We start from the raw sequence: 21,615 nt of genomic DNA on the forward strand, positions 1-21,615 counted from the left end.
GGCGTGCCTAGCTGGCGCGCTGGAAGGCGCGCGGCGTCATGGCCACACGCTGACGGAAGGCGCGATGAAAGTGGCTCTGGTCGGCAAACCCGAGCTGCTGGGCGACATCGGCCAGGGCATCGCCCCGCCGAAGAAGCTGGCGCGCCCGATTGATGCGAAGGTCGAGCTGGTATGCGTGCGGTGTCATGCCGAATTGCGCGCGAAACTGCCGGATCAATTGATAACGGCTCAGTCGTGCCACGTCCGCAAGCTCGGCCAGCGGCAGGCGATCGCCGTGCTTCTGGCGCAATAACGCCACCACATCGTCAAGTCGGCCGGCAGGCGCCTGCGCGATATCCGCGCCCTCGTCCAGCAAGCCCTGGACATCGCCGACGAAGGCCACCAGCGCGGCTTCCTTTTCCACGGCGTCGCCCTCCGAAAACAGCATCTCGCTCAGCGAGCACACGGCGCCGTACACGGCCGGATCGTGCGTCACGTGAACCTGGCGCACACGTGCCCTGCCCGCTTCGTCTAGCACCGCGTCGACCCATGCCGCATCGAGATGAATCATCTGGTAGCTCCAGTGCCCGTCGGGCTCCGGATTGCACGCGTGCACGCAATTCGCGGGCACCCAGACAACGCTGCCCGGCGCCAGCCGCGCGCTGTGCCGATCATGACTGAAGACGCTGGTCCCGGCATCGACCGCGCCGACGGACAGGGTGGGATGCGTGTGAGGCAGGTACGCGGCGCGGCTGTCGCAGGCGCGGCGGCTTTCAGCGACGGGCAGCGCGGGATCGAACCAGTAACGGTTCAGCCCCGGCTGCGGTACGGATGCTCGCGCAGCCATTTGGTGGCGATCCACTTCTCGCCCGATTCCACCGGCAGCCCCGCATGCAATGTGCGCTCGTCGAGCGTGCCATCTGGCTGCTTGTAGCGGAAGAACACCGCATTGCCCTTTACCGGCGCCACCTCGAGACCGAGCTTGGGAAACGCCGTGGCGCCACCCGACGGCGGGCTGTTCAGATAGATGACCAGCGTGGCCACGCGCTGTCCGCCCACGCGCAACTGGCGCGCTTCGCCGGGGCGTTGCGGATTGAAGAAATCGAAGTGCGGCTGATATTCGCCGCCTGGCTTGTAGTTGAGGATCTGCAGCCCTTCGCCGTGGTCGACGGGCAAGCCCGTGATCGCCGCTATCCGGGCCTCGATACGCTGGATCAGCGCATGCTCGCCCACCTGGAACATGGCACCCATGCTGGTGCGCGCATCTATCAGGTTTTCATCGCCGGTATCGGGATTCACCACCGGTGACCGGTGCAAGCGGTCGCGCGCCAGCGAAATCAGCGCATCGCATTCGGTGCCGTCGAGCAGGTTCTGCAGCAGCAGGATGCGCGGCGCTTCCAGCGCGAACAGGATTGGAATCTCGCGCCCTTCATGGTGAAAGGCGTTGCTGCCAGCCACGGACGCGGCGGAGGCGGAGGCGGAGGCAGACGCGGCCGCCCCGGTCCGTCGCCCCGTTTTCTGGTCCGCGTGTTGCCCGGCCGGTTGCCGCGCCGGCGTCGGCGCCTGGCGGGCGGGCGGACGATGGCCTAGCGCCGCGTTCACGGTGTCCCGTGCGAACGTGGCATCGTAGCCCGAGCGCAGCATCGACAGCACCAGCGATTCGGCTTCGAAGCCCTGCTCGATATGCCGCGCCAGCCACTGCTCCAGCTCGGGCGAGGTAGCGCGATACCCTGCGCGGGACTCACGTGTCATGACGGATTGGCCAGGCGCTGCGGCGAGAACGGGTTGCGGGCCGGTGATTCGGGCGGCAGCGTGCGGCGTGCCGGTGCCGCGGGCGCGGCGCCCTCGGGGTCGCCCGCGATCGTGACCGTGGCCTCGGAATATTGCCAGCGCTTCCAGGCACCCAGCACCGCGTTAGGGTATTCCGGGCGTCCACGGCTGCCGTTGTAGCGGCCCAGCGCCAGGAACAGATCGCCGTTTTCCCGATCGAGGTAGTGACGCAGAATCGTGCAGCCGTAGCGCAGGTTGCTTTGCAGATGGAACAGCTTGCGGGTATCGCCATCGCCAATCGATCGCACCCAGAACGGCATCACCTGCATCAGCCCGCGCGCATCGGCGGAACTGATGGCGTATTTGCGAAAGCCGCTCTCCACCTGCACCAGGCCCAGCACCAGCGACGGCTCCAGCCCGGCGCGCTTGGCTTCGTAATAGACCGTTTCGATCAGCTCCACCCGCGTCTGCGGGTCGGGCATCTTGGCCTCCAGCCGGCGCGACATCTCGCCCAGCCATTTCAGGTACCCGAGCCTTTCGGAACCCGACGCAAACACCGGGCGCACCGGCCGGTTGTCCGCAATGGCCGCAGCCAGCGCGCCGCGCACGGAGTCAGCCAGGGCCTCTTCCTTCTGGGCACCGGCCTGGACTGACGTGGTCAGCACAGCACAAAGCAGCCCGCCGGCCAGGATGGCTGGCCAGCGGCGGGGCACGGAAAGACCGGCGGCGCGCATGGCGATCGGCGATCAGCTGGCCAGCAGATTGCGCACGTGCGCAACCACGTCGGCCACGGCTACCGGAGTGGCTTGCGCATCGCGGCGGCCCTGGTACTCGACCTTGCCTTCCTTGAGGCCGCGATCACCGACCACCACACGGTGCGGCACGCCGATCAGCTCCCAGTCGGCAAACATCACGCCGGGGCGCTCGCCTCGGTCGTCCAGGATCACGTCCACGCCGGCCGCCAGCAGCTCGGCATGGATGCGGTCCGCCTCGGCCTTGACGGCCTCGTTGCGGTCGTAGCCGACGGGGCACACCACCACGGCAAACGGGGCAATCGCCGCCGGCCAGATGATGCCGCGCTCGTCATAGTTCTGCTCGATGGCGGCGCCCAGGATCCGCGTGACGCCAATGCCATAGCAGCCCATCTGCATCGGCTGGTTCTTGCCGTTTTCATCGAGGAACACGGCGTTCATCGATTCCGAATAGCGGGTGCCCAGCATGAATACGTGGCCGACTTCGATGCCACGGCAGATTTCCAGCGTGCCCTTGCCGTCCGGCGAGGCGTCGCCAGCCAGCACGTTGCGCAGGTCGGCCACGACCGGCTCGGGCAGGTCACGGCCCCAGTTCACACCCGTGTAGTGGTAGTCGCGCTCGTTGGCACCGCAGCAGAAATCGCTCATGTTGGCGACGGTACGGTCCGCCACCACCTTGACCGGCTTCTTCGTGCCGATCGGGCCCAGGTAGCCGGGGGGCGAGCCGAACGTATCGACGATCTCGGTTTCGGTGGCAAAGCGGAATTCGGTCAGGCCCGGCACCTTCGAAGCCTTGACCTCGTTCAGTTCGTGGTCGCCGCGGATCAGCAGCAGCCAGATCTGAGGGCCGGTGTCGCCATCGGTGGCCAGCACGATCGACTTGACCGTGCGGGCCAGCGGGATGCCGAGGAATTCGGCCACGTGCTCGCACTTGGCCTTTTCCGGCGTCGAGGTCTTCGTCAGCGCTTCCGCGGCGGCGGCGCGCTGGGCCGACAGCGGCAGCGCCTCGGCCGCCTCCATGTTGGCGGCGTAGTCCGACGTGGGGCAGTAGACGATGGCGTCCTCGCCGGTATCGGCGATCACGTGGAATTCGTGGGAGCCCGAGCCGCCAATGGCGCCGTTATCGGCCGCCACGGCGCGGAATTCCAGGCCGAACCGCGTGAAAATGCGTTGGTAGGCGTCGTACATGCTCTTGTACGAGACCTTCAGGCCTTCGACGTCACGATCGAACGAGTAGGCGTCCTTCATCGTGAATTCGCGGCCGCGCATGATGCCGAAGCGGGGACGGCGCTCGTCGCGGAACTTGGTCTGGATCTGGTAGAAGTTCACGGGCAGCTGCTTGTAGCTGCGGATTTCGCCACGGGCGATGTCGGTCACCACCTCTTCCGACGTCGGCTGCAGGGCAAAGTCGCGTTCGTGGCGGTCTTTCAGGCGCAGCAGTTCGGGACCCATCTTGTCCCAGCGGCCCGTTTCCTCCCACAGCTCGGCCGGCTGAACCACCGGCATCAGCAGTTCCACCGCGCCGGCGCGGTTCATTTCCTCGCGAACGATGTTCTCCACCTTGCGGATCACGCGCAGGCCGACCGGCATGTAGCTGTAGATGCCGGCGCCCAGCTTCTTGATCATGCCGGCCCGCATCATCAGTTTGTGCGACACGATTTCCGCGTCGGCGGGGGCTTCCTTGAGGGTGGAAATGAAGAATTGCGAGGCTTTCATCCGTTGGTTTCTCGTAAGGCTGGTCGTGGCGGGTCGTTCCGACCGCGCCGCCGGACGGCAGCAATGGGCTTCCGGTTCATGGGGCACGCGCCTGAAACTGCCCATCTGGTCGGGAAAACCAGCATTCCCGTGGTCAGGCCGATGCGCGCGCATCCCTTATAATCGACGTAATTCTAAAGGATTCGAGGTGCAGTCATGCTCGATCGTGAAGGCTTTCGCCCGAACGTCGGCATCATCCTCATCAACGCACGTAACGAGGTTTTCTGGGGCAAGCGAATCGGCGAACACTCCTGGCAGTTTCCGCAAGGTGGCATCAAGTACGGCGAAACGCCAGAACAGGCCATGTTCCGCGAGCTGCAAGAAGAAGTCGGCCTGCTTCCGGAACACGTCAGGATTGTCGGTCGCACGCGCGACTGGCTGCGTTATGAGGTGCCGGACAAGTTCATTCGCCGCGAGATCCGCGGCCACTATAAGGGCCAGAAACAGATCTGGTTCCTGCTGCGCATGGTTTGCCGCGACTGCGACATCCACTTGCGCGCATCGGACCATCCCGAGTTCGACGCCTGGCGCTGGAGCGACTACTGGGTGCCGCTGGAGGCCGTGATCGAGTTCAAGCGCGACGTCTACCAGCTGGCGCTGACCGAACTGTCGCGTTTCCTGAACCGTAGCCGCGTACCGCTGAGCCCCTACGGGCATCATCACGTCGGTCACGGCCGGCATGGCGACGGTGCGCGGCCGCCCCGGCAGCCTGATATCCAGGCGGCCACGGCCGATGCGAGCGAGGCGGCAGCCAACTCGCAGGAACCCTCTCTCTCGCCGGATCTGCCGGCGACCACCAACCGGAGTCACGGATGATTAGTTTCAGCGGCCGGGGCATTCGCTCCGGCCTGTTGCTGGCAGCGGCCTGCCTGGCCCTGGCCGGCTGCAAGACGACTGGCAAGGGCATGCCCGAGGAAGAAGCAAAGGATCCCGACAGCGGGTTCGTCAATCCGTTCGAGGATCGCCAGTTCAAGGAAGTTGAGACCGCCCTGCCCGCGCCGCCGCGCGACGAGGACCTGATCCGGTTCTCGGTCAACGATTCCGCGGACTTCCGGTTTGCCGTCGATTCCAAGTCGATCTCGGTCGGCACGGACCGCGTGGTGCGCTACACGGTAGTCATCACCAGTTCGGGTGGCGGGCGCAATGTCAGCTACGAAGGCCTGCGCTGCGACGCATTCGAGCGCCGGATCTATGCCACGCTGCCCAAGGGCGCCACGGCGTGGGTGCCGAACCTGGGCGAGACGCGCGACATGTGGATCCGGATGCAGAGCCGCGCGCGCAACGCCTATGCGGCCACGCTGGCGACTGACTATTTCTGCGAAGGCCGCACCGTGGCAGGCAAGCCGGAGCAGCTCATCCGCGACCTGAAGGCATACGCGCCCAGCCGCTGACCTGCCTCATCGACGCAAAAAAAACGGCGAGCACCCTTCGGGACTCGCCGTTTTTCATGGACGCTCGCCGCGCCTTCAGACCAGCACGAGATTGTCGCGGTGGATCAATTCTGGCTCGTTCAGATGACCAAGCACCGTTTCGATTTCCGAAGACGGCTTGCGGGCGATGAGCCGGGCTTCCGCGCTCGAATAGTTCGTGATGCCGCGCGCCACCTCATGGCCGGTACTGTCGACGCAGGCAATCACCTCACCTCGCGCAAACTCGCCCTGCACTTCGGTCACGCCGATCGGCAGCAGCGACTTGCCGCCGCTGGTCAGCTTCTCCACCGCACCCGCGTCGATCACCACACGGCCGCGCAGCTGCAGATGATCGGCCATCCATTGCTTGCGCGCCGTCAGCCGGCCTGTCGGCGCCAGCAACTGCGTACCGATGGCTTCGCCCTCGGCCAGACGGCCCAGCACGTCCTGCTCGCGGCCCGATGCGATCGTGGTATGAGCACCGGATTTGGCCGCGCGCTTGGCAGCCAGGATCTTGGTCAGCATGCCGCCGCGCCCGATCGACGTGCCGGCGCCGCCAGCCATCGCCTCCAGCTCCGGCGTGCCAGCCAGCGCCTCGTGCACAAATTCGGCATTCGGATCCTTGCGCGGGTCGGCCGTATATAGGCCGCGCTGGTCGGTCAGGATCACCAGCGCATCGCCTTCGATCAGGTTTGTCACCAGCGCGCCGAGCGTATCGTTGTCGCCGAACTTGATTTCGTCGGTGACCACGGTGTCGTTCTCGTTGATGATCGGCACCACACCCAGCGTCAGCAGCGTCAGCAGCGTGGAGCGGGCGTTGAGATAGCGCTCGCGGTCCGCCAGGTCGGCGTGGGTCAGCAGCACCTGCGCGGTGCGGATGCCGTAGCGGCCGAACTGGCTCTCGTACACCTGCGCCAGCCCCATCTGGCCAACTGCCGCGGCCGCCTGCAGTTCGTGGATTTCCTTCGGCCGGCGCGACCAGCCCAGCCGCTGCATGCCTTCCGCGATAGCGCCCGAGCTGACCAGCACCACCTCCTTGCCCGTACCGCGCAGCTTGGCGATCTGGGCCGCCCAGCGTGCGATGGCATCGTGGTCCAGCCCCTTGCCGTCGTTGGTAACCAGGCTCGAGCCCACTTTGACGACAATACGTTTTGCCTGGGCGATGACCGATTGCATGGGAGTTTCCTGTCTCGGAGCCGTAGTTGTTGTGTGGGAGCGTTAGAGCTTACGCCTGCTCGCCGCCCCGGTCGACGTTGTGCAGGCGATCGTCCAGCCGGATGTCCGGCTCCGCCAGAGCGGCGGCCTCTTCGGCCTTCAGCGCGGCCAGGTGGTCCTTGATCGCATAGATCAGTTCGCGGCAACCCTCGCCGGTCAGGGCCGAGATATGGAACACCGGACCCTTCCACTTGTAGCGCTTGATGAAGTCCTTCACGCGGGCGGCGCGCTCCTCATCGGGCACCATGTCCACCTTGTTCAGCACCAGCCAGCGCGGCTTGTCGTACAGGGTTTCGTCGTACTTCTTCAGCTCGTTGACGATGGACTTGGCCTCGGCCACAGGGTCGACGTTTTCGTCGAACGGCGCGATATCAACAATATGGAGCAGCAGGCCAGTGCGCTGCAGATGCCGCAGGAACTGATGGCCCAGGCCGGCGCCTTCCGCGGCGCCTTCGATCAGGCCGGGAATGTCCGCCACCACGAACGACTGCTCGTGGTCGACGCGCACCACACCCAGATTCGGGTGCAGCGTCGTGAACGGGTAGTCCGCCACCTTCGGGCGGGCATTGGACACCTGCGTGATGAACGTGGACTTGCCTGCGTTGGGCATGCCCAGCAGGCCTACGTCCGCCAGCACCTTCAGTTCGAGCTTGAGCATGCGGCGCTCGCCCGGCTTGCCGTCCACCTGCTGGCGCGGCGCCCGATTGGTACTGGACTTGAAGTGGAGGTTGCCCCAGCCGCCCATGCCACCTTCGGCCAGGCATACCTTCTGGCCGTGCTCGGTCAGGTCGGCGATGACTTCGCCAGTGTCCATGTCCGAGATCAGCGTGCCCACCGGCATGCGCAGCGTGACGTCCTCGCCGGCGGCGCCGTAGCAGTCGGAGCCCCGACCGTTCTCGCCGTTCCTGGCAACGTGCTTCTTGGCGTAGCGATAGTCGATGAGCGTATTGATGTTGCGATCGGCCTGCGCAAACACGCTGCCGCCTCGCCCGCCATCACCGCCATCAGGGCCACCGAAGGGCACAAATTTCTCGCGCCGGAACGAAGCGCTTCCGTTGCCGCCATTGCCGGCGATCGCTTCGATACGGGCTTCGTCAATGAACTTCATGTTGGTTTTCCGATGTGGATCTGGCTTGTGCTCGCGAAACGCTGACAAAACGAAGCGTCGCAGTTCTGGCCGGGACTAAGCAGGGATTCCGGCCGTTGGTCGGACAAGCTGCGGGACGCGACAGCAGACAGTGCAAATGTTACGGCAAGGCCGCGCAATGACGCCAGATTCGTTTTGTTAGCGTTTCGAAATGAAAAAAGCCCCGCATTGGATGCGGGGCCTTTCATGCTGCAAAGGCTGTATCAGGCCGCCGGAACGACGCTGACGTGCTGCTTTTTAGCAGGGCCCTTGACGGCGAACTGCACATGACCGTCCACCAGGGCGAACAGCGTGTGGTCCTTGCCGATACCGACGTTGTCGCCAGCGTGCACACGCGTGCCGCGTTGACGAACGATGATGCCGCCGGCGTTGATGGCCTGGCCACCGTACACCTTCACGCCCAGGCGCTTCGATTCCGAATCACGGCCGTTCCGCGTAGAGCCGCCGCCTTTTTTCTGTGCCATGTCTTAACTCCTGTTGACCTATTGCGATGAAACCTGTGTCCGAGCCAATGCTCAGGCAACGATGGCTTCGATGCGCAGTTCGGTGTAATTCTGACGATGGCCCTGACGCTTCTGGTAGTGCTTGCGACGGCGCATCTTGAAGATCTTCACCTTGTCGTGACGACCTTGGGCGATAACGGTAGCCTTGACGGAAGCCCCGCTCACCAGCGGCGTACCAAACTTGATTTGGTCGCCAGCGCCCACTGCGAGCACCTGGTCCAGCGTGATTTCTGCGCCAATGTCAGCCGGTATCTGTTCTACTTTCAGTTTTTCGCCAGCAGCAACCTTGTATTGCTTGCCGCCGGTTTTTACGACCGCGTACATTGTCGAACCTCTCGATGTTGATTGAAACGATGAATGCTGCTCCAGGGAGCCCCGGAGCCGGCGCCGTTTCGTGCGCCGCAGACGGTTTGCATGAGAAACGCAACCGAAGGAACCGGCGATTATAGACCGGTTTACGGAAAAGCGCAAAGAAAACAATAAGATAGCCTGCCGGGCGCAGGCTGCGGCGGGCGACGCACTTTCAGAAAAGCGCGACTTGTCAGGTCAGGTCGGCCAGCAGGAACCCGGCCAGGGCAGCGAAAGCCACCCACCAGGCGGTGCGGCGGACATGCCGTCGGGATGCATTGGGCTTGTCCATGCCGGCATTATAGGTGCGCAACCTTGCTGCCCGGCGTACTGACAATCCCTTCCATTGCGATGCACACGACGGCCATAGTCACATGCGCATCGCATATAATCCACCGGTTTTGCGAAACGGTGATCTCATCTTGTCTCAGTCTTCCGCCACTGCCTTGCTTGCCCCGGTCGCTGCCGACATGCGCGCCGTTGACGCTGTCATCCGCCGCCGCTTGTCGTCGGAAGTTCCGCTGGTCGAGCAGATTGGCGAGTACATCATCAGTGCGGGCGGAAAGCGCCTGCGTCCGGTCATCCTGCTGCTGTCGGCGCGTGCGTTTGGCTACGAAGGCCACCGCCATCACGAGCTGGCCGCGGTCGTGGAATTCATCCACACGGCCACGCTGCTGCACGACGACGTGGTCGATGAGTCGGAACTGCGCCGCGGCCGCCAGACGGCCAACGCCGTGTTCGGCAATGCCGCCAGCGTGCTGGTGGGCGACTTCCTCTATTCGCGCGCCTTCCAGATGATGGTGGACGCCGGCAGCATGCGCATCATGGAGATTCTCTCCAACGCCACCAACGTGATCGCCGAGGGCGAAGTGCTGCAGCTGCTGAACATGCACGACCCCGACGTCACCGTGGAGCGCTACCTGCAGGTGATTCGCTACAAGACCGCCAAGCTGTTCGAAGCGTCCGCGCAACTCGGCGCGGTGCTGGCTGGCGCCGATGCCGCGATGGAAGAAGCTGCCGCCGAATACGGCCGTCGCATTGGCACCGCATTCCAGCTGATCGACGACATGCTCGACTACACGGCCAGTGCCGAGCAGATGGGCAAGAATGCCGGCGACGACCTGCGCGAGGGCAAGCCCACGCTGCCGCTGCTGCACCTGCTGGAGCATGGCACGAGCGAGCAGCGCGAACTGGCGCGCGACGCCATCGTGCAAGGTGGCACCGAGCACTTCGACGCCGTGTTCTCGGCCATCCATGCCAGCGGCGCACTTGAGGTAACGTTCGCCGCCGCCAAGCACGAGGCCGAGGCCGCCGAGCGGGCCGCGATGCAGTTCCCCGATTCGCCACTTAAGAACACACTGATCGAGCTGTGCGCGTTCTCGCTGCAGCGCCAGAGCTGACGGCGATGTACGGATTTTCTTGAGAAGGCGCTTGCCAACCTCGAGAAACGCCGCTAGAATTTTGTTCTTTGCTGCTGACGACGCACTATCAGCCGGCAACAGAAATCGGGGTGTAGCTTAGCCTGGTAGAGCGCTACGTTCGGGACGTAGAGGCCGGAGGTTCGAATCCTCTCACCCCGACCAGATTTCGATGCACGGCATCGCCGGACATCACCAAGCATCAGCAGAAAGCCGCACAGCAATGTGCGGCTTTTTTGTTTTTGCCCGCGCTTTTTGCGCGCCCCTCCCCCTCGCTTCCCGTCCCATCTCACGTCCGATTCCTTGCCCCGCGCAAGTAGGGTTGCAGCCGTGTCGCACAAACGCCAACGCGCGCGCGGGCTGGCTTTACAAAAAGTGACCCCGGCGTCAAACTGCCCCGGTCCGGGACCTCCGCCCTGTGCCGTCCCATCGCAGTCAACCGCGCCGCCCGCCGTTTTCTGACAAGCCTTCGGCAGCCTGCGCACCTTGCACAGTATTTCGCCATGACACTAGGTCTAGCGCTTGCCCAGAGCCGGCGGATCGCGCCAGCGCTGCTCGCCCAGCTCGAGCAATCGGCACGGGAAAAGAAAACGCAGTTGATCGATGAGATCATCGGCAGCGGCACGATGTCCGCGCACGACATCGCCATCTTCGCCGCCGACAAGTATCAACTGCCGCTGCTTGATCTGTCGCAATACAACCTCAACCGCGTGCCGCCGGCGCTGGCCGGCAACCGCGAGTTTCACGCGCACCGGCTGCTGCCGCTGGGACGCCGCGAGAACCGCGTGATCGTGGCGATATCCGATCCGGCCAACCAGACCGGCGTCGACGCCATCCGGCAAAAGCTGAACCTGCCCGTGGAAGCGGTCGTGGTCGAGCACGACAAGCTGATGAAGCATGTGCGTGCCGCCGGCGAATCCCTCGGTACGCTCAAGAACATCTCGCCGGTGACGCCCACCGCGCAGAAGATGATCGAATACGATCCGTCGGCGGCCGCTGCCGCGCGCAAGGGTCCGGGCAACGAGATCGACGACGCGCCCGTGGTGCGCTTCCTGCAGAAACTGCTGACCGAAGCCTTCCATCGCGGAGCATCCGATCTGCATTTCGAACCGTTCGAGTTTTTCTACCGCATCCGCTTCCGTGTGGACGGCGTGCTGCAGGAAGTCGCCCGCCCGCCGCTGGACATCCGCGACAAGGTCGCCACGCGCATCAAGGTGCTGTCGCGGCTGGACATCTCGGAAAAGCGCGTGCCGCAGGACGGCCGGATGAAGCTGCTGATCTCCGTCCCCAAGGAAAAGGACAGCAAGGAAACGATCGACAAGGCGATCGACTTCCGGGTCTCGACGCTGCCGACACTGTTCGGCGAGAAGATCGTGATGCGGATTCTCGATTCCTCGACCGACAAGCTCGACATCGACCAGCTCGGCTACGAGCCGAAGCAGAAGGAACTGTTGCTCGAGGTGATCAAGCGCCCGTACGGGATGGTGCTGGTGACCGGCCCGACCGGCAGCGGCAAGACCGTGTCGCTCTACACGTTCCTGAACATGTTGAACCAGGGCGACATCAACATCTCCACGGCCGAAGATCCGGCGGAAATCCAGCTGCCCGGCATCAACCAGGTCAACGTCAACGACAAGGCGGGGCTGACTTTCGCGGCCGCCCTCAAGTCGTTCCTGCGGCAGGATCCGGACATCATCATGGTCGGCGAAATCCGTGACCTGGAAACCGCCGACATCTCGATCAAGGCCGCGCAGACCGGCCACCTGGTTCTGTCCACGCTGCATACCAATGACGCGCCCACGACACTGACCCGCCTGATGAACATGGGCGTGGCACCGTTCAACATCGCGTCGTCGGTACTGATGATTACCGCGCAACGCCTGGCGCGCCGCCTTTGCACCTGCAAGCGGGAGGGCGACCTGGCGCCGCAGGTGCTGCTCGATGCCGGTTTCGCCGAGTCCGATATCGACGGCAGCTGGAAGCCGTATCACCCGGTGGGCTGCGAGCGCTGCAACGGCAGTGGCTACAAGGGCCGTTGCGGTATCTATCAGGTCATGCCGATTTCCGAGGCCATGCAGCAGATCATCCTGTCGCACGGTACCGCGCTGCAGATCGCCGAACAGTCGCGCAAGGAAGGCGTGCTATCGTTGCGCGACGCCGGCCTGCAGAAGGTAAAACAGGGCATTACGTCGCTCGAAGAAGTGCTGGCGACCACGAACAACTGACGGTTTGAAGCAGTGCTGACCAGGCGCGCGGCCGGGGACAGTGCATCGTAGAACTGGCTGCGCAAACGGGTGCCGGCATCGGGTGCGGGCACCGCAAAACAATAGCAATAGCAATATTTCGGGGGTCATATCATGGCGACGCGCGCACCAGCGGCGGGCGCCCGGACGGCAGCGCCGTCACGGGCCAAGACAGGGCGGAAGGCGCCCACGCAATACATCTTCGAGTGGGAAGCCAAGGACCGCAAGGGCAAGACCTTCAAGGGCGAGCAGCGGGCCGAGAGCCAGGCGGAAGTAACCAGCACCCTGCGCAAGCAAGGGCTGACCGTCGTCAAGATGAAGAAGCGCAAGGCGGCGCGCGGCAAAAAGATCACCGAAAAGGATATCGCCTATTTCACGCGCCAGCTGTCGACGATGCTCAAGGCGGGCATTCCGCTGCTGCAGTCGATCGACATCATTGCGCGCGGCCATGCCAACCCGAACTTCACCCAGCTGCTGAACGACATCCGCTTCGACATCGAGGCCGGTAGCAGCATGGCGCAGGCCTTCCGCCGGCACCCGAAGTACTTCGATACGCTCTACTGCAACCTGATCGATGCCGGCGAGCAAGGCGGTATTCTCGATGCGCTGCTGGAGCGGCTGTCGCTGTACATGGAAAAGAGCATCGCGCTGAAGAGTCAGATCAAGTCGGCAATGATCTATCCGATCGCCGTGCTGACCGTGGCCTTTGCCGTGACCGTGGTGCTGATGCTGTTCGTGATCCCGGCCTTCAAGGGCGTGTTCTCCAGCTTTGGCGCCGCGCTGCCGGCGCCGACGCAGCTGGTGATCAACATGTCCGACTTCTTTGTCCAGTACTGGTATCTGATCGTCGGCACCCCCGTACTCTCAATCATCGGCTACTTCCGGGCGCGCAAGACATCGGAAAAGGTGCAGCGCTGGCACGATAAGGTGCTGCTGATGATGCCGATCTTCGGCAGCCTGTTCCGCAAGGCCGTGGTAGCGCGCTGGACACGAACCCTGGCCACGATGTTCGCGGCGGGCACGCCACTGGTGGAGTCGATGGAGTCGGTGGCGGGCGCCGCCGGCAACTGGATTTACTATGACGCGACCCGCGAGATCGAGCAGTCTGTCCGGATCGGTACCAGCCTGACCAATGCCATGCAGGCCACCCATGTGTTCGACAACATGGTGCTGCAGATGACGCAGATCGGGGAGGAATCCGGTGCGCTGGACAATATGCTGCTCAAGGTTGCCGAGTTCTACGAGCGCGAGGTTGACGACGCCGTGGCGGCCATTTCCAGCCTGATCGAGCCGCTGATCATCGTGATCCTTGGTGTGATGATCGGTGGCATGGTGGTGGCCATGTACCTGCCGATCTTCAAGCTTGGCCAGGTAGTTTAAGGATAGGTGTAGCGATGCAAGCTGTATTTGGCCCGAGTGGCGCCGCCACACTGGCATCGCTGGCGGCGTGGCCGCCAGCCTTCGTAATCGTGGCGGCCGGACTGCTCGGCCTGCTCGTGGGCAGTTTCCTCAATGTGGTGATCCATCGTCTGCCAAGGATGATGGATCACGACGAGGCCAACTACATCGCCGAACTGCGCGGCGAGCCGCTGCCGCATCCGGACCGTTACAACCTCATGGTGCCGAGGTCGGCCTGCCCCCATTGCGGGCACACGATTGCGGCATGGGAGAACGTGCCCGTGGTCAGCTGGCTGTTTCTGCGCGGCAAGTGCTCGTCCTGCAAGGCGCCGATCAGCATCCGTTACCCGCTCGTGGAAGCCCTGACGGGCGCCCTCAGCGCACTCGCGATGTGGCATTTCGGCCCGACCGTTCAGGCGCTGGCTGCGATCGCGATGATCTGGGCGTTGGTGGCGCTGTTCATGATCGACGCCGATACCCAACTGCTGCCGGACCAGATCACGCTGCCGCTGCTGTGGCTGGGTCTTCTGCTGAACCTGCACGGGTACTTCGCGCCGTTGGCGGACGCCGTGATCGGTGCCGCCGCCGGCTACCTGGTGCTTTGGAGCGTCTACTGGATCTTCAAGCTGGTGCGCGGCCGCGAAGGCATGGGCTACGGCGATTTCAAGCTGATGGGCGCGCTTGGCGCCTGGTTCGGCTGGCAGGCACTGCCGGCGCTGATTCTGATGTCGTCGATTGTCGGCGCCATCATCGGTGGCGCGATGCTGCTCATCCAGCGCAAGGGCAGCGAGACCACGTTCCCGTTTGGCCCTTACATCGCCGGAGCGGGAATGATCGTGCTGTTCTTCGGCCCGGACGTGCTGCCGCTGGGCCTGGTAGCCGGGCGGTAGCCGCAAAGCTGGTATCGTTGGCGGCATCGCCAATGAAAAAAAGTTTGCCTCCATGCTGGAAATCGGACTGACCGGTGGCATCGGCTCCGGCAAGACCCGTGTCGCGGATATGTTTGCCGAGCGCGGTGCCGCGCTGATCGATACCGATCTGCTTGCCCACGAGATCACCGCCCCGGGCGGGGCCGCCATTGCACCGCTGGTGGAAGCCTTTGGCCCACAGTGCCTGCGGCCAGACGGCGCAATGGACCGCGATGCCATGCGCGCGCTCGTGTTTTCCGATCCCACGGCAAAGATCAGGCTCGAAGCCATCACCCATCCACTGATCCGCCAGCTGACCGAGTCGCGGGCCGCCACCATCCGGGCTGCCGGCCAGCATCCCTACCTGATTTACGTGGTGCCGTTGCTTGTGGAGTCGGGCACATGGCGCGCGCGGGTCGGGCGCGTGCTCGTTGTTGATTGCCAGGAAGAGACGCAGGTCGCTCGTGTCATGGCACGCAACGGGTTCACGCGATCCCAGGTGCAGGCCATCATGCACAGGCAGGCCACACGTGCGGCGCGTCTGGCCGTCGCGGACGATGTGATCGACAACGACGGCCCGCCCGACGCACTTGCGCCGCAAGTGGCACGCCTGGACGCGCTATATCGCGAGCTATCGGCCAGCAACGCGGACACACGGGCCGGCGGGTAGGCACCTTGCGGGCACCGCGAATCGCCGGGACCACGTCCGCTACAGGCCACCCTGGCACATTCGATTTGTCCTCAGGCCCCGACTCGCATAGAATGCGCTGAAACATGCCGGAAATAGTGCGCTGAGTGACGGCTCCCGGCCTTTGTGCCGCGACTGAACCACCTTGGCGTACGGAGGAACCGGCGGGCCCGCCGGGCGCCCTCGACTGAAACAACCGCCATTCGGCGCGCAGCACGGATACCGACTTGATCCTGTACGAATATCCTTTCAACGAACGCATCAGGACGCTCCTGCGCCTGGAAGACCTGTTCGATCGGCTGGATTATTTCCTCGGACAGGAACATCCGCTTCAGCACCACGTTGCCATCACCACGATCTTCGAGATTATCGACGTGGCTGGCCGTGCCGATCTCAAGACTGACCTGATCAAGGAACTGGAGCGTCAGCGCCAGGCACTGGCACCGCTGCGTGCCAATCCACAGATCGATCAGGATGCCCTGGTCAGCATCGTCACCGAAATCGAACAGGGCATTGCCGCACTGAGCCAGACCGTTGGCAAGGCCGGTCAGTTACTGACCGACAACGAGTGGCTCACCAGCATCCGCAGCCGCGCGATCATTCCGGGCGGCACCTGCGAATTCGACCTGCCGGCCTACTTTGCCTGGCAACACCGCCCCGCCGAAGATCGCCGCGCCGATATCCTCAAGTGGGCGCGGCCGCTGGCTTCGCTGCGCATGGGTGCGACCATCGTGCTGCGCCTGCTGCGCGAGTCGGGCCAGAGTGGCAAGGTAATTGCCACGGGCGGCAGCTACCAGCAAATGCTGTCTGGCCGCAGCTACCAGCTGATGCAGGTGTACCTGGACGAATCGCTGCTGGCATTCATCCCCGAGATGAGCGCCAACAAGTACATGCTCTGGGTGCGCTTTACCCAGCAGGACGGCGATATGCGTCCGCGCTCGGTCGACGCGGACATCCCCTTCCTGCTCAAGCTCTGCAATTTCTGAAGTCCACCACGATGCCAGCCGTCGTCAAATGTCCCACCTGCGGCAAGGATGTTGCCTGGGTGCAGGAAAACAAGTTCCGCCCGTTCTGCTCCGATCGCTGCAAGCAGATCGACCTTGGCGCCTGGGCGTCTGAAAAGTATGTGATCGGCGGCAAGCCGGACGAGACGCCATCGCCGGACCTGCCGGCGGACGAGGAAGACTGATATTCCCCGAATCTGGTGCGCCCTCTCCCGCAACGCGGGAGAGGAAATCGCATAGCAACTGCACGCGCATCAGCGCGCCGCCAGCACCCTTCGGCAGAATCCGACACACACGGCAATAAACACCGCCAACCCCAGCCACTGGGCGTTTGTGGCAAACCCCTCGCCCACCAGCGCGAGCGGCGCTTCCTTGCCCGACAGGCCGATCACCGCGGCCAGCGCCACGCCGACCAGGCTTTCCCCGACGATCAGCCCCGACGCCAGCAGCGTGCCACGACGTTCGGCGTGCTCAAGCACCAACTTCACGTCATCGCCACGCGCCTCGGCACGACGGCGCTCCGTGCGTAGCAGCCACCAGGACAGCACCGCGCCCACCACCAGCGCCGAACTGATCGTCGGCGGCAGATAGATGCCGATGCCCACGGCCAGCACCGGCAGCCGCGCCACACCTCCACGCCGCCGCAGCATTTCGTCGATCGCAATCAGCACGGCGCCCAGGCCAACGCCAATCAGGATCATTGTCCAGTTGAGCTGATGCGTGAAAATGCCCGTGGCAATCGCCGTCATCAGCGTTGCCTGCGGCGCGGCCAGGGCTGCATTGGGATCCATGTCCGCGCGCGGCAGCGCACCCGCAAACCCATACGCGTGATAGAGCAATTCCAGCACCGGCGGAATCACGGCGGCACCAACCGCGCAACCGATCAGCAGCGCCACCTGCTGGCGCCACGGGGTGGCACCGACCAGCCAGCCGGTCTTCAGATCCTGCAGGTTGTCATTCGAGATCGACGCCACCGCTACCACGGCGGACGTAGTGAAGATCGCCAGCGCAATCGCAAACTTTCCACCCTCGGCCGTGTCGAGCAGCCCTTCCAGCGTGCCCAGTCCCAGAATCAGCAGCGATACCAGGATCACCGCGATGATGCCGATACCCGAAATCGGGCTGGCGGACGAACCCACCAGACCCGCCATATAGCCACACGCCGCCGCCACAAGAAAGCCGAAGACAAATGCGAACAGCACGGCGCACGCCACGAGCTTCCAGGTAGCGTTGCTGTCGAGCGGCGCCGGTGCCAGGAATTGCCCGAACGTGACGGCCAGTACCACCAGCAACACCAGCGTGATGATGCCGATCCAGACCACCGGCATGTCGCGCTGCGTGCGCGGAATCACGCCGCCGTTTGCCGCCGCGCCGCCGCGTATCGCACCCATCGATGCGCGCACGCCTTCCATCATCGGCTTGAACAGCGTGCCAAGCGTCCAGATGGCCGCGATACCGATGGTCCCGGCTCCGATGAAGCGCGCCTGCGTGCTCCAGATCGACGTGCCAAAGCTCTGCAGCGTCGCACCGGCTGGCATCGGCGTAATCGCGGTCAGCCACGGCACCGCGATCCCCCAGGTCACCAGCAGTCCCAGCAGCATGGCCAGTCCGCCGACGATGCCGACCAGATAGCCCGCGCCCACGAGCGCCAGCGAAAAACCCATCGAAAGACGCACCACCGACGCGCCCGCCGCCAGCCAGGCATTGGCCCCTTCGGCCAGCACCCGCAGGCCGCCCGCGGCAAAACTGAACACGCCGGCCGCCACGCCGCCAGCCATCAGGTCGGCCAGACCGGTCGCCTGTTTCTTGCCCGCTGTGTCCTGACTGGCACTACCCACGCGCAGGATTTCGGCCGCTGCCACGCCTTCGGGGTACGGCAGGTCGCTCTGCACCACCATCGCGTGGCGCAGCGGAATACTGAAGATCACCCCGAGCATGCCGCCCGCCGCGCAAATCGCCAGCGTCTGCCAGAACGGAAAGCCCTGCCAGTGCCCCAGCATCACCAGGCCGGGCAGGATGAAGATGATCGACGACAAGGTGCCGGCCGCTGACGCCTGCGTCTGCACCATGTTGTTTTCAAGGATGTTCGCGCCGGGAAACAGCCGCAGCACGGCCATCGATATCACGGCGGCAGGAATGGCCGACGAGAACGTCAGCCCCACCTTGAGGCCAAGATAGATGTTGGAAGCGGTGAACACCACCGTAATCAAGGCACCGAGGATGATGCCGCGCAGTGTCAGTTCGGGCAGCGAAACAGCGTCATCGATACGATCGACACGTTGCATTGAGCCTCCTGATTCGTTTTTTCGGGTTGTTAACGAAAATGCCCGGCTTGTGGCCGGGCACGCTTTACCTGCTGTCAGCTGGAGCGGGATTCCTCCGCCAGCCAGTCGACGACCGGGATTGTCGCCGGTAGCAGCGGCCCCACGTCCACGGGGACCGCCTGCCAGGAAAACGCCTGGCCTTCCCTGCCGACCGGCTCGCCGCGCCAGTCTGTGATCTTGCAGAAATACAGCCGCACGTAGGCGTGCGGATAGTCATGCTCAAGCGTATGCCAGCGCTCGCTGCGCAGGATGTCGAGTCCAAGCTCCTCGTGCAGCTCGCGCGCCAGCGCGGCCTCCACGGTTTCGCCCGGCTCCAGCTTGCCGCCCGGAAATTCCCAGTAGCCCTCGTACGGCTTGCCCGCCGGACGCTGCGCCAGCAGGAAGCGGCCATCGGGCTGGATCATCACGCCAACCGCCACCTCGGTGACCTTGCGCGTCTGCCCGTCAGCCATCGTCACGGTTTCAGCCTGACCACTCATGCCTGATTATTCCTTGTCTGCCACGAACGGTTTGCCATGCTTGCCACCCCAGTCGCGCGCGAACTGCCAGGCCACGCGGCCCGAGCGCGACCCGCGCTCCAGCGCCCAGACCAGCGCATCGCCGCGTGCCGCCTCGATATCGGCCGGCGTGCAGCCAAAGTGCGACAGCCAGTGACCGACGATCGCCAGATACTCGTCCTGCTTGGGCGGGTAGAAAGACAGCCACAGGCCGAAGCGCTCGGACAGCGAGATCTTTTCTTCCACCACTTCGCCCGGATGGATTTCGCCATCGGCCGTGTGCTGGTAGGTCTCGTTGTCCTTCATGTACTCGGGCAGCAAGTGGCGACGGTTCGACGTGGCGTAGATCAGCACGTTGTCCGACTGTGCCGCCACGGAACCATCGAGCGCCGACTTCAGCGACTTGTAGCCAGACTCACCTTCCTCGAACGACAGGTCATCGCAGAAAATCACAAAGCGCTCCGGGCGCCCCGCCAGCTTCTCAACGATGTCGCCAAGGTCGCCCAGATCGTCCTTGTCCACTTCCACCAGGCGCAGGCCCTGCTGCACATACTCGTTCAGGCACGCCTTGATCAGCGACGACTTGCCCGTCCCGCGCGCGCCGGTCAGCAGCACGTTGTTGGCCGGCAGGCTGTTCACGAACTGGCGCGTGTTGGCCACGATCGCGTCCTTCTGACGATCGATGTTCTTCAGATCGTTCAGGTGGATGGGCGGCAGCTGGCGGATGGCCTGCAGATAGCCGATGTTGCCGAACAGGCTCTGCCGCTTGCGCCAGCGGAACGCTACCGCCTCCTTCCAGTCCGCGTCGGTCAGTTCCGGCGGCAGCCATTGTTCAAGACGGGCAAGGAAGCTATCGAGACGGGTAGCAAGATCGGACATGGGGCGCTTCTTCCAGGCGAATTACGAAATACGAAAGACGAGTACTTGAGCGTTTTACGGATTACGAACGGTAATCGGCGTTGATCGATACGTAGTCGTGCGACAGGTCGCAGGTCCATACCGTGGCCTCGGCATTGCCACGGCCCAGTGCGATACGCACCGTGATTTCGGCCTGCTTCATCACGCGCTGGCCGTCTTCTTCACGATAGTCCGGGTTGCGGCCACCGTCGCGCGCCACCCAGACATCGTCCAGCCACAGATTCACGCGATCGACGTTCAGGTCGTTCACGCCGGCATAGCCGACGGCCGCCAGGATACGGCCCAGGTTGGGGTCCGATGCATAGAACGCGGTCTTGACCAGCGGCGAATGGGCCACGGCATAAGCGATCTGGCGGCATTCGGCCACATCCTTGCCGCCTTCCACGCGGATCGTCATCAGCTTGGTGGCGCCTTCGCCATCGCGCACGATCATCTGCGCCAGTTCCTGCGCCAGCGCCGTCACGGCGTCGCGCAGCGCTTCAAAGCCAGGGCCCTCGGCGCTGGTCACGCTGGCGCCCGACTTGCCCGAAGCGATCAGCACGAACGAGTCATTGGTCGACGTGTCGCCATCGATCGTGATGCTGTTGAACGAATGATCGGCGGCATGCGACACCAGCTTCTGCAGCACCGGCTGGGCCACGGCAGCGTCCATCGCAATGAAACCGAGCATCGTCGCCATGTTCGGGCGGATCATGCCCGCGCCCTTGCTGATACCGGACAGCGTCACGGTCTTGCCGTCGATCTGTACCGTGCGCGACGCGGCCTTGGGCTGCGTGTCGGTGGTCATGATCGATTCGGCGGCAGCCAGCCAGTTGTCGGCACGCGCGTTGGCAATGGCCGTGGGCAGCGCGGCGGTCAGGCGATCAACGGGCAATTGCTCCAGGATCACGCCGGTCGAGAACGGCAGCACTTGGTTGGCGGCAATGTTCAATTGCTTTGCCAGCGCATCGCACGTGGCGCGGGCGGCGGCCAGACCCGGCTCGCCGGTGCCGGCGTTGGCGTTGCCGGTGTTGACCACGAGCGCGCGGATGCCCGCACCGGCGGCCAGATGCTCGCGGCAAACCTGCACGGGCGCGGCGCAGAAACGGTTCTGCGTGAAAACGCCCGCGACCGTGCTGCCTTCGGCAACCTTCACCACCAGCACGTCCTTGCGATTGGCCTTGCGGATGCCGCCCTCGGCCCAGCCGAGCTCGACACCAGCGACGGATTTCAGGTTCTCTGCCTGCGGCAGGGGCAAGTTCACGGGCATGTGCGTTTCCTCAAAATCTCTGATGCTTCTGACGAACATGCCCGCTTGAGCGGGAACTCAAGCGGGCATTTCTTGATGACAGCTATGTCG

The 21,615-nt window shown here is 64.1% G+C and carries 21 protein-coding genes and 1 tRNA gene; 10 read left to right on the forward strand and 12 right to left on the reverse strand.

Features of this window, described 5'->3' with window-relative positions:
* Positions 1 to 7: 7 nt before the first annotated feature.
* From AC3FLX_RS24850 to AC3FLX_RS24865, 4 genes are read right to left on the reverse strand one after another with little or no spacing between them, the layout of a single operon-like run.
* Entirely contained in the window at positions 8 to 826 is an 819-nt protein-coding gene (locus AC3FLX_RS24850) for a helix-turn-helix transcriptional regulator (RefSeq protein ID WP_488699986.1), read from the reverse strand.
* Positions 790 to 1,731: a 2OG-Fe(II) oxygenase gene (locus AC3FLX_RS24855; protein WP_488699987.1), complete on the reverse strand. Its 942-nt coding sequence runs from the start codon at positions 1,729 to 1,731 to the stop codon at positions 790 to 792. The genes AC3FLX_RS24850 and AC3FLX_RS24855 overlap by 37 nt, the downstream gene beginning before the upstream one ends.
* Positions 1,728 to 2,483: a lytic transglycosylase domain-containing protein gene (locus AC3FLX_RS24860; protein WP_488699988.1), complete on the reverse strand. Its 756-nt coding sequence runs from the start codon at positions 2,481 to 2,483 to the stop codon at positions 1,728 to 1,730. Before AC3FLX_RS24860 ends, AC3FLX_RS24855 begins: the two co-directional genes overlap by 4 nt.
* Positions 2,484 to 2,495: 12 nt before the next feature.
* Entirely contained in the window at positions 2,496 to 4,217 is a 1,722-nt protein-coding gene (locus AC3FLX_RS24865) for a proline--tRNA ligase (RefSeq protein ID WP_488699989.1), read from the reverse strand.
* Between the two features lie 195 nt (positions 4,218 to 4,412).
* Here AC3FLX_RS24865 and AC3FLX_RS24870 point away from each other — a divergent pair, with 195 nt between their 5' ends.
* Together AC3FLX_RS24870 and AC3FLX_RS24875 are read left to right on the forward strand one after the other, a co-directional pair.
* A complete protein-coding gene (locus AC3FLX_RS24870; protein WP_488699990.1) occupies positions 4,413 to 5,072 on the forward strand; it encodes an RNA pyrophosphohydrolase in 660 nt (219 codons plus the stop codon).
* Entirely contained in the window at positions 5,069 to 5,647 is a 579-nt protein-coding gene (locus tag AC3FLX_RS24875) for a CNP1-like family protein (RefSeq protein ID WP_488699991.1), read from the forward strand. The genes AC3FLX_RS24870 and AC3FLX_RS24875 overlap by 4 nt, the downstream gene beginning before the upstream one ends.
* 75 nt (positions 5,648 to 5,722) lie before the next feature.
* Here AC3FLX_RS24875 and proB read toward each other — a convergent pair whose 3' ends face one another.
* The 4 genes from proB to rplU form a co-directional block, all read right to left on the reverse strand.
* Positions 5,723 to 6,841 carry a glutamate 5-kinase gene (gene proB, locus AC3FLX_RS24880; RefSeq protein WP_488699992.1) on the reverse strand — a complete coding sequence of 373 codons (1,119 nt, stop codon included), beginning with the start codon at positions 6,839 to 6,841 and terminating at the stop codon, positions 5,723 to 5,725.
* A 49-nt stretch (positions 6,842 to 6,890) separates the two neighbouring features.
* Positions 6,891 to 7,988, reverse strand: a complete 1,098-nt coding sequence (gene obgE, locus AC3FLX_RS24885) for a GTPase ObgE (protein WP_488699993.1) — start codon at positions 7,986 to 7,988, stop codon at positions 6,891 to 6,893.
* A 242-nt stretch (positions 7,989 to 8,230) separates the two neighbouring features.
* The gene (rpmA, locus tag AC3FLX_RS24890; protein WP_488699994.1) at positions 8,231 to 8,491 is read right to left on the reverse strand and encodes a 50S ribosomal protein L27; all 261 of its coding nucleotides are present in this window, start codon (positions 8,489 to 8,491) and stop codon (positions 8,231 to 8,233) included.
* A gap of 51 nt (positions 8,492 to 8,542) precedes the next feature.
* Positions 8,543 to 8,854 (reverse strand): 50S ribosomal protein L21, encoded by a 312-nt coding sequence (gene rplU / locus AC3FLX_RS24895; RefSeq protein WP_008647259.1) that lies wholly within the window; start codon positions 8,852 to 8,854, stop codon positions 8,543 to 8,545.
* A 494-nt stretch (positions 8,855 to 9,348) separates the two neighbouring features.
* Here rplU and ispB point away from each other — a divergent pair, with 494 nt between their 5' ends.
* The 8 genes from ispB (at position 9,349) to AC3FLX_RS24935 (ending at position 16,722) form a co-directional block, all read left to right on the forward strand.
* Positions 9,349 to 10,278: an octaprenyl diphosphate synthase gene (ispB, locus tag AC3FLX_RS24900; protein ID WP_488700048.1), complete on the forward strand. Its 930-nt coding sequence runs from the start codon at positions 9,349 to 9,351 to the stop codon at positions 10,276 to 10,278.
* 106 nt (positions 10,279 to 10,384) lie between these two features.
* Positions 10,385 to 10,461: transfer RNA gene (locus AC3FLX_RS24905), tRNA-Pro, on the forward strand.
* Positions 10,462 to 10,799: 338 nt separating this feature from the next.
* A complete protein-coding gene (gene pilB / locus AC3FLX_RS24910; protein ID WP_488699995.1) occupies positions 10,800 to 12,521 on the forward strand; it encodes a type IV-A pilus assembly ATPase PilB in 1,722 nt (573 codons plus the stop codon).
* 132 nt (positions 12,522 to 12,653) lie between these two features.
* Complete coding sequence (locus AC3FLX_RS24915; RefSeq protein ID WP_488699996.1) at positions 12,654 to 13,919, forward strand: type II secretion system F family protein; 1,266 nt, start codon at positions 12,654 to 12,656, stop codon at positions 13,917 to 13,919.
* 14 nt (positions 13,920 to 13,933) lie between these two features.
* A complete protein-coding gene (locus AC3FLX_RS24920) occupies positions 13,934 to 14,827 on the forward strand; it encodes a prepilin peptidase (RefSeq protein WP_488699997.1) in 894 nt (297 codons plus the stop codon).
* A gap of 52 nt (positions 14,828 to 14,879) precedes the next feature.
* Entirely contained in the window at positions 14,880 to 15,515 is a 636-nt protein-coding gene (gene coaE / locus AC3FLX_RS24925) for a dephospho-CoA kinase (RefSeq protein WP_488699998.1), read from the forward strand.
* Between the two features lie 245 nt (positions 15,516 to 15,760).
* Positions 15,761 to 16,519 (forward strand): cell division protein ZapD, encoded by a 759-nt coding sequence (gene zapD, locus AC3FLX_RS24930; RefSeq protein WP_488699999.1) that lies wholly within the window; start codon positions 15,761 to 15,763, stop codon positions 16,517 to 16,519.
* An 11-nt stretch (positions 16,520 to 16,530) separates the two neighbouring features.
* Positions 16,531 to 16,722, forward strand: a complete 192-nt coding sequence (locus AC3FLX_RS24935; RefSeq protein ID WP_488700000.1) for a DNA gyrase inhibitor YacG — start codon at positions 16,531 to 16,533, stop codon at positions 16,720 to 16,722.
* A 69-nt stretch (positions 16,723 to 16,791) separates the two neighbouring features.
* Here AC3FLX_RS24935 and AC3FLX_RS24940 read toward each other — a convergent pair whose 3' ends face one another.
* The 4 genes from AC3FLX_RS24940 to argJ all read right to left on the reverse strand — a co-directional run bounded on the left by AC3FLX_RS24940 (position 16,792) and on the right by argJ (position 21,525).
* Entirely contained in the window at positions 16,792 to 18,822 is a 2,031-nt protein-coding gene (locus AC3FLX_RS24940) for an OPT family oligopeptide transporter (RefSeq protein WP_488700001.1), read from the reverse strand.
* A 74-nt stretch (positions 18,823 to 18,896) separates the two neighbouring features.
* Complete coding sequence (locus AC3FLX_RS24945) at positions 18,897 to 19,340, reverse strand: NUDIX domain-containing protein (RefSeq protein ID WP_488700002.1); 444 nt, start codon at positions 19,338 to 19,340, stop codon at positions 18,897 to 18,899.
* 6 nt (positions 19,341 to 19,346) lie between these two features.
* Positions 19,347 to 20,237: an ATP-binding protein gene (locus tag AC3FLX_RS24950; protein ID WP_488700003.1), complete on the reverse strand. Its 891-nt coding sequence runs from the start codon at positions 20,235 to 20,237 to the stop codon at positions 19,347 to 19,349.
* 61 nt (positions 20,238 to 20,298) lie between these two features.
* Complete coding sequence (gene argJ / locus AC3FLX_RS24955; RefSeq protein WP_488700004.1) at positions 20,299 to 21,525, reverse strand: bifunctional glutamate N-acetyltransferase/amino-acid acetyltransferase ArgJ; 1,227 nt, start codon at positions 21,523 to 21,525, stop codon at positions 20,299 to 20,301.
* Positions 21,526 to 21,615 lie beyond the last annotated feature (90 nt).

Source organism: Cupriavidus sp. 291-E7 (assembly GCF_057798835.1).